At 63.9% G+C, this 7600-nt stretch carries 8 protein-coding genes and 2 tRNA genes; 5 read left to right on the top strand and 5 right to left on the bottom strand.

What is annotated here, in order from left to right; all coding sequences use genetic code 11:
• Positions 1 to 123: 123 nt before the first annotated feature.
• From FPP74_RS12050 to FPP74_RS12040, 3 genes are read right to left on the bottom strand one after another with little or no spacing between them, the layout of a single operon-like run.
• Entirely contained in the window at positions 124 to 477 is a 354-nt protein-coding gene (locus FPP74_RS12050; protein WP_095547468.1) for a CrcB family protein, read from the bottom strand.
• 2 nt (positions 478 to 479) lie between these two features.
• Entirely contained in the window at positions 480 to 827 is a 348-nt protein-coding gene (locus FPP74_RS12045; protein ID WP_095547467.1) for a CrcB family protein, read from the bottom strand.
• Between the two features lie 20 nt (positions 828 to 847).
• On the bottom strand, positions 848 to 2266 hold the full coding sequence (locus FPP74_RS12040) for a sodium:alanine symporter family protein (RefSeq protein ID WP_144718828.1): 1419 nt from the start codon (positions 2264 to 2266) through the stop codon (positions 848 to 850).
• 208 nt (positions 2267 to 2474) lie between these two features.
• Here FPP74_RS12040 and pgm point away from each other — a divergent pair, with 208 nt between their 5' ends.
• The gene (gene pgm, locus FPP74_RS12035) at positions 2475 to 4133 is read left to right on the top strand and encodes a phosphoglucomutase (alpha-D-glucose-1,6-bisphosphate-dependent) (protein WP_144718825.1); all 1659 of its coding nucleotides are present in this window, start codon (positions 2475 to 2477) and stop codon (positions 4131 to 4133) included.
• Between the two features lie 111 nt (positions 4134 to 4244).
• Here the strand turns inward: pgm and FPP74_RS12030 are convergent, their stop codons facing one another.
• Positions 4245 to 4922 carry a DUF3800 domain-containing protein gene (locus FPP74_RS12030; RefSeq protein WP_095275352.1) on the bottom strand — a complete coding sequence of 226 codons (678 nt, stop codon included), beginning with the start codon at positions 4920 to 4922 and terminating at the stop codon, positions 4245 to 4247.
• 27 nt (positions 4923 to 4949) lie between these two features.
• Complete coding sequence (locus FPP74_RS12025) at positions 4950 to 5546, bottom strand: bifunctional 2-polyprenyl-6-hydroxyphenol methylase/3-demethylubiquinol 3-O-methyltransferase UbiG (protein ID WP_095275353.1); 597 nt, start codon at positions 5544 to 5546, stop codon at positions 4950 to 4952.
• A gap of 88 nt (positions 5547 to 5634) precedes the next feature.
• On the opposite strand from FPP74_RS12025, the gene FPP74_RS12020 reads away from it, so the two are divergent.
• The 4 genes from FPP74_RS12020 (at position 5635) to FPP74_RS12005 (ending at position 7329) form a co-directional block, all read left to right on the top strand.
• The gene (locus FPP74_RS12020) at positions 5635 to 6138 is read left to right on the top strand and encodes a MauE/DoxX family redox-associated membrane protein (RefSeq protein WP_255396027.1); all 504 of its coding nucleotides are present in this window, start codon (positions 5635 to 5637) and stop codon (positions 6136 to 6138) included.
• Positions 6139 to 6252: 114 nt separating this feature from the next.
• The gene (locus FPP74_RS12015) at positions 6253 to 7017 is read left to right on the top strand and encodes a thioredoxin domain-containing protein (protein WP_095275355.1); all 765 of its coding nucleotides are present in this window, start codon (positions 6253 to 6255) and stop codon (positions 7015 to 7017) included.
• A 141-nt stretch (positions 7018 to 7158) separates the two neighbouring features.
• Positions 7159 to 7231 (top strand) — tRNA-Ala (locus FPP74_RS12010).
• Between the two features lie 25 nt (positions 7232 to 7256).
• Positions 7257 to 7329 (top strand) — tRNA-Ala (locus FPP74_RS12005).
• Positions 7330 to 7600 lie beyond the last annotated feature (271 nt).

Here is a 7600-nt window from a genome sequence, read left to right as displayed (position 1 = left end):
CAGGACGAGCAGGGTACAAGACACAACCCCACCCACCCCGCCATAGCAAGGTCGACCGCCCTACCGAGCAGCCGTGGAGTTAGGAACCCGACGGCCCCGCGTCACGTCGAGGACGGCGCAGTCCTACCCGAATGCGAGAGCGCCCCAGCGGAGCCCGAAACCGGCGGCGACGAGGCTCAGCACTGCCGTCGCTAAGGCGTAGCGCACCAGCTCGCTCCAATTCCGATCACGGATGAGCTGACCGAGCTCCTTGGCCAGGGTGGACCAGGTGGACAAGGCGCCGGCGAAGCCGGTGCCGATGGCCATCGCGACCAAGCCTCCGTGGCCGGAGACGAAGCCGAGGACTGAGCAGGCGATCATGTTCGCGGCCCACGTCCCCACGCGCGGAGCGGGGATACGCGCTAGCGCCCACCGGGAGGCGCCGCCGGCGAAGGCTCCGGCGAAGATGGCAACCGTGGTCCAGATCAGCAAAGCCATGCTCAGGGCCTTGCCTGTGTGCGGTAGGGGTGGGGGGACGTGGCGTCGGCAAGCAACCATGCTCCGACGCAGACGATGAAACTCACCGCGAAGATGCCGAGAGCCCAGATCGCGCTGGACGTGGCTGCGGCGACCGTCATCGCGGAAAAGGTGGTGAAGCCGCCGAGGGCACCGGTGCCAAGGAACGGTCCGGGCTTGAAGTAGCCCATGGCGAAAGATCCGGCGGCGTTGATGCCCAGCGTGGCAAGGGCAGCGGAGCCTGGGATGACGGCGACAAGGGCGGCGCGCAAAAGCGCCCCCAGTGCGGCGCCGAGGCCGACGAGGAGCGCTTCTTTGAGTGGACCCTGCATGTCGCCAGTGTAGCAGGCGGCTAGTGCCAATCCATGCCTTGCTGTTGGACGAAGCGGGCGACGTCGTCAGGCGACTTCTTAAGCTTGGGGTCGAACCTAAGGTATTCGCGGGTCTCGCGGGCGACGAGCCCAGAGAGAATGAGTAGGCCGATGAGGTTCGGGATGGCCATGAGCCCGTTGGCGAGGTCGGAGAAGGTCCACGCGAGTTCGAGCTCGGAGGTCGCGCCGACGAACGAGAGCGCGGTGAAGAACATTCGGTAGGGCACGCTGATCCACTGGCCAAACAGCGCCACGATGGAGCGCTCGCCGTAGTAGGACCAGCCCAAGATGGTGGAGAATGCGAAGAAGATGAGGGAGATCGAGACGATCGTCCCTCCCCAGTGGCCGGGCAGCCCCTCGGCGAAGCCGGCCGCGGTCATCACCGCTGCCTCGTCGCGCCCCATCTGCCAAGTGCCGGAGGTGACGATGACCAGGCCGGTGATGGTGACAACGATGATGGTGTCAATGAACGTCTGGGTCATGGACACCAGCCCCTGGCGCACGGGGTGCTCCGTCTTCGCGGCGGCGGCGGCGATGGCGGCGGAACCCATGCCCGACTCGTTAGAAAAGATGCCGCGAGCCACGCCGAACTGGATGGCCAGCATGATCCCGGAGCCGACGAACCCGCCAGCGGCGGCGGAGCCGGAGAACGCGCCGGTGAAAATCGCGCTCAGCGCCGCCGGGATCTGGTCGGCCATGGTGATGAGCACGGCGATACCGCCAACCACGTAAATGACGATCATCAGCGGCACGAACGCGGCCGTGATCTTGCCAATGCCCTCAATGCCGCCGAGGACGGCGGCGCCCACGCAGAGGAAGATGAGGATGCCGGAGACGACCGGGTCGACGCCGAACGCGTCCTCCATGCCGGCGGCAATCGAGTTGCCCTGGGCCAGGTTGCCGATGCCAAACGACGCGAAAATGGTAAACAGCATGAATGCCGCGGCGAGCACTTTGCCCAGGCCACCGGGAATCCCGCGGCGCAGATAGGTCTGGGGTCCGCCCTGCTGTTTGCCGTGCTTGTCGGTGGTGCGGAAGCGAACGCCCAGATATGCCTCGCTGTACTTGGTGGCCATGCCGACGAGTCCGGTCACCCAGATCCAGAACAGCGACCCCGGACCGCCGATGGACAGCGCGGTGGCGACGCCAACGATGTTGCCCGTGCCCACGGTCGCGGCGAGCGCCGTGGTGAGTGCCTGGTAGTTGGAGATGTCGCCGGCGCCCTCGCTGCTCGTATCAATAAACGCGTGGCGCGTGGCGCGCCCGAGCGTGCGGAACTGGATGCCGCCGAGCCGGATGGTGAGGTATAGGCCGGTGCCGAGCAGCAGCGGCATGAGGACGAAGGGCCCCCAGACGACGGTGGACACCGCGCTGAGGACGTCATTCAACGATGAGGTCATAACTCCACGTTTCGGGCAGGAATTGAGGATAGGCTCACGCCGCAGTCGCGCTGCCGTGCGCAATGCGAACGGAACTTTGGACGTCAGAATAACCTGTCGAGTGATCAAAATACGAATCCTGGCAGAAATCGGTTGGAGCATGGAAGATGGGGGTGAGCAGGGGGCGTCGAGAAGCGGCGCGCCTGACGGAGACACAAGGAGCACGCACATGGCACACGAACGCGCTGGTCAACTCGCCCAGCCCGGAGACCTGATCGACATCGCCGCGCTAGTCACGGCTTATTACACGCGCGACATCGACGCGGAGGATCCTGACCAGCAGGTGAGCTTCGGCACCTCCGGGCACCGCGGGTCCGCGCTGGACAACGCGTTCAACGAGCCGCACATCCTGGCCACCACGCAGGCCATCGTGGATTACCGCCGCGCCAACTCCATCGGCGGCCCCGTCTACATCGGCCGCGACACTCACGCGCTCTCCGAGCCAGCGATGGTCACCGCGCTCGAGGTCCTCATTGCCAACGAGGTGCCAGTGCTTGTCGACGCCGCAGGGCGCTACACCCCCACCCCCGCAGTCTCGCACGCGATTCTGGCGCACAATGCTAAGCTCACCGGCGGCGTGACCGGCACGGACCCGCAGCGCGCGGATGGCATCGTGATTACGCCCTCGCACAACCCGCCACGCGACGGCGGCTTCAAGTACAACCCGCCAAGCGGCGGCCCTGCTGGTGCGGACGCCACGGACTGGATCGCCGAGCGTGCCAACCAGTACTTGGCCCGCGACCTGGAGGGCGTGCGCCGCGCGAGCGTCACCGGCGTGCTGGATGACCGCGCCGAACGCTTCGACTTCCTGGGCAACTACGTCGACGATCTGCCGAATGTGGTGGACATCGACGCAATCCGCGGCTCCGGACTGAGCATCGGCGCGGACCCGATGGGCGGCGCGTCGGTGGACTACTGGGGCGCAATCGCCGAGCGTCACGGCCTGAACATGCATGTAGTCAACCCGAACGTGGACGCCACCTGGCGGTTCATGACGCTGGATACCGACGGCAAGATCCGCATGGACTGCTCCAGCCCGAACTCCATGGCGTCGCTCGTGCACAACCGCGATAAATACGGCATCGCTACCGGCAACGACGCGGACGCGGACCGCCACGGCATTGTTACCCCAGACGCCGGGCTGATGAACCCGAACCACTACCTGGCCGTGGCGATCGAGTACCTGTTCAGCCACCGCGACGGCTGGGCCGATGGCACCGCAGTGGGGAAGACGCTCGTGTCATCCTCCATGATCGACCGCGTTGTGGAGTCGCTTGGCCGCACGCTCGTCGAGGTCCCCGTCGGCTTCAAGTGGTTCGTGCCCGGGCTTATCGACGGGCAGATCGGCTTCGGCGGCGAAGAGTCCGCCGGCGCCTCCTTCCTGCGCAAAGACGGCACGGTCTGGTCCACCGACAAGGACGGCCTGATCATGGACCTGCTCGCCGCCGAGATTACGGCCGTGACCGGCAAGACCCCGTCGCAGCGCTACGCGGAGCTGGCCGAGCAATTCGGCGCGCCCGCATACGCGCGTATCGACGCCCCCGCGAACCGCGAGCAGAAAGCCACCCTCAAGGCGCTCTCGCCGGACCAAGTCAGCGCGACCGAGCTCGCCGGCGAGCCGATCACCGCGAAGCTCACCGAGGCCCCCGGCAACGGCGCAGCCATCGGCGGGCTCAAAGTGACCACGGAAAACGCCTGGTTTGCCGCCCGCCCGTCGGGCACCGAGGACAAGTACAAGATCTACGCGGAGTCCTTCAAGGGCGAAGAGCACCTCAAGCAGGTGCAGGAGGCGGCGAAGGCCGTTGTCGCCGACGTGCTGGGGGAGTAGGGGCTACACAGGGGTTGCCGTAGTCGAAGCTGCGCGACTAAGCTGTGGGTGAAACCGGCGATAAGTCCTCCAGGGGAGGACTTCCCACCTTCACAGGCGGGATAGCCGGTTTCAGTGATTTTCAGGCCGGCCCCAGGGGGTAAGTAGCGTGGAGAGCGTTGGTTTAATACAAGGCTCGAACCATGTACATTTCTTGCCCTCGAGATGACGCTGAACTGCCCAAAGACCGTAATCCGCCACCTGGAGACCCCAAGAGGATTGCGCAGTCCATACGCAAAGTGTGATGTTTCTGCTGATCTGGTCGCAGACCTCTGCTACCGCTTCGGACGCAGCTTTCCGTATCTGTTTGGTGCCAAATTCTGCGACGACGACGTAGAGCTCATCGTCTGGCCGGGATACCTGTAGGGCGATTTTCTTAAGATGAAGAAACCACGCCATTTTGTAGAGTCGCAATGGTCCGTCGGCTTTGACGTATGGATATGCGTTCGCTTTGTATAAAAAAGTCGTGTCGAAACGTGGCGCTTGGCTCTTGATAAGTGAAAACATTTCGTTTCGAGTCTTGGCGGAATCGTCGACAGCGTGGAAACCCCTTGCGAGAGATATGCCTTCCTTGGAGCGACTCGCCCTGAGATGAAGGCCTTCGATGAGATCATCTCCGTGACGCGCCGTATCGAAGGTAGCTGTCCCGAAGCCGAAATACGTTGACGCGCCACCGCCTTTCGGGTTTGGGGAGCCTTTGTAGTCAAGGTTTCCAGTTTCGTCTGCGTAGAGGTATATGCGTCGAGACATTGAAGAAAATTGTGTAATGGTGCAGGGCTACTGTCCAGATGCTGGGCGCGCGAGCTGGGCAACCAAGAACGCCGAGTCCTGGGTGAACGGCTGGAGGTCCCAGCTCTCGTAGCAGTACTGGACCGCGAAGCCGGCTTCCTTGGCGGTAGTGAGGAAGTCGTCGAAGCTCCAGCCGCGGCCCGCGCCGAAGCCGACGAAGAGGCGGCCACCGGGGCGCAGGGCGCGGAAGATGTTTTCCAGCGCCGGCGCTCGGCCGGCGGGGTCAAGGAAGCCCATCACGTTGCCGGCGCACACGGCGACGTCGATGTCGTGGGCGGGGATCTCGTCCTCGGACAGGTCGCCGACCAGCCAAGTTGCGTCGGGGAAGTCCTCCTTCGCGTGGCCGATGAGGATCGGGTCGAGGTCGGTGCCAATCACCTCATGTCCGCGCCGGGCGAGGTAGCCGCCGACGCGGCCGGTGCCGCAGCCTGCGTCGAGGATGCGTGCGTGGCGGGGCACGGTGGCGTCGATAAGCCTGGCCTCGCCGTCGATGTCCTTGCCTTGGGCGACGAATGCTTTCCATCGCTGTGCATAATTTTCGGAGTGGGCGGGATTCGCGGTGGTGATGTCTTTCCAGGTAGGCATGGTGCCGAGTATATGCGAGTTACAGATCACACCATTAATCGGAGTGAAGGCTTCCCGGGGTATGCAGCACTGCGCTACGCTGCTGGTTGTGACGACAATAGATGCAACGGACGCGCCCGAAAAGCAGGTGGAGGCGAAGCGCAGCACGCGCGCGCTCGTGCTCGACGTGCTTTCGGCGGCGGCCCGATTTTTCATGGCCTACGTGTGGATTAAGGCGGCGATCCCGAAAATCGGCGCCGTGCTGGACGTGACGCAAACCATCGCCGCGTACGAGATTTTTACACGCGACTGGTCCTACCTACTCGCGCACATCATCGGCCCCCTCGAACTCGCGGGCGGGCTCCTCCTGCTCCTGGGGATCAAGCTGCGGCCCGCGGGCTGGGTCTCCATCGGCGTGCTGAGCCTGTTTATTATCGGCATGCTCTCCGCGTGGCAGCGCGGCCTGATCATTGACTGCGGCTGCTTCGACCCCAACACTGAGGGCACCGAGGGGACAAACCTCCTGGCCACCGTGGGGCGCGACGTTATCTACATCGCGATCACGCTGTTCATGATCTATCGCCCGTTCAAGAAATTCGCCATCTACCCCTAGGGCCAGGTCGTGCCGTATAATCCGCGGGGTAGAGCGGCGCTTATCGACGCTACCGAAACCCGCGTGGCAGCGCCGACCGGCCACAACCGCTTCTGATATTGAGGAGAACCTACATTGACCACTCGTAAGGTCCAGAACCCGAACGCGAAGGGTGGCGCCGGCTTCATTTGGGCCATCGTCGCCGTCATTGCGATCGCCGCGATTGTGATTGGCATCATCGTCTTCAACGGTAAGAAGGACCGCAAGGACGCGATTGCCGAGGAGATGATTGACACGACCGGTATCACCTCTACCTGGGAGGAAGGGTCCGACGTGATCCACCTCGCCGCCGAGGGCGCGGAGGACGCTCCGGAGGCTGACCTGTTCGAAGACTTCTCCTGCTCCCACTGTGCCGAGCTGGAGGAAGCGACGGGTGATCAGGCGCTCGAGGCGCTGAAGGCAGGCGAGATCCAGATTGAGCTGCGCCCAATGGTGGCGTTGGACGGCCGTGGCGACGCGTACTCGCCGGATCACTCCACCCGCACCCTGGCGGCGGAGCTGGCACTGTTCGCGCACAACGACACGAACGCCGCGCTCAACCTGCGCTACTACCTGTTTGGGAACCAGCAGGACGTGTACAAGAAGCTTGAGGCTGAAGACTTGGCCAAGCTGGCCGAGGACTACGGCGCATCCGGGGATGCCGTGCAGGAGATTCGCGACGGCAAGTACATGGACACCGCGAAGGAGGTCTCCGACGCGAACATTAAGCTGCAGGAGGAGCGCACCAAGGACGCCCCGCCCGAGCAGCGCGGCGCTTGGACTCCGCGCGTGATGGTCGACGGCAAGGACATCGAGGGCGGCCGCGACGCTTGGGTGGAGACCCTGAAGAACAGCAAGTAGTCCTTGCGCACCCCGCCCGGTCCCGCTGGGTGGAGTTGCCCGAATTCGCGCCCGCAGGCGATTTGGTTCGCCAGCGGGCGCGCGTGTATATTGAGCAAAGTGCTTCGGGCCGGTCGCTGCCGGTCCATGCAATCCCAAACTGGGGCTATGGCGCAGTTGGTAGCGCACCACACTGGCAGTGTGGGGGTCACGGGTTCGAATCCCGTTAGCTCCACTCCTACAATTACATATTCACCTACGGGGCTATGGCGCAGTTGGTAGCGCACCACACTGGCAGTGTGGGGGTCACGGGTTCGAATCCCGTTAGCTCCACTTTGGCACGCTGCCCGGACGACTCAGTGAGTTGGCCGGGCAGCTTTTTCGTTGGTGCGGGGTGGAAGGTACCTGGCTCTGGCCGTGGTTGGCGGCGAGGTGCGGCCTGTTTGACGAGGACCGGATGACGAAGATGCGGAGGTTGGGCCTGCGGATGTTTTGTTGGAGTGCCCCCGTGGGCTTGTGTGTTGTTGTTTAGACTCCAAGTGCTTGGCGGTGTTCGGCGATGGTGACATAGCCGTTGCCTAGCGTCGACTTCAGCCTGGTGTGG

This window comes from Corynebacterium sp. NML180780, from assembly GCF_007786415.1.
Taxonomy (GTDB): Bacteria; Actinomycetota; Actinomycetes; order Mycobacteriales; family Mycobacteriaceae; genus Corynebacterium; species Corynebacterium gottingense.
This window is presented reverse-complemented; position numbering and strand designations above follow the sequence as displayed.

Coding starts and splice junctions, on each gene's coding strand:
- FPP74_RS12045 (WP_095547467.1), bottom strand. CDS start 827: ATGCAGGGTCCACTCAAAGAAGCGCTCCTCGTCGGCCTCGGCGCCGCA.
- FPP74_RS12030 (WP_095275352.1), bottom strand. CDS start 4,922: ATGTCTCGACGCATATACCTCTACGCAGACGAAACTGGAAACCTTGAC.
- FPP74_RS12050 (WP_095547468.1), bottom strand. CDS start 477: ATGGCTTTGCTGATCTGGACCACGGTTGCCATCTTCGCCGGAGCCTTC.
- pgm (WP_144718825.1), top strand. CDS start 2,475: ATGGCACACGAACGCGCTGGTCAACTCGCCCAGCCCGGAGACCTGATC.
- FPP74_RS12025 (WP_095275353.1), bottom strand. CDS start 5,546: ATGCCTACCTGGAAAGACATCACCACCGCGAATCCCGCCCACTCCGAA.
- FPP74_RS12040 (WP_144718828.1), bottom strand. CDS start 2,266: ATGACCTCATCGTTGAATGACGTCCTCAGCGCGGTGTCCACCGTCGTC.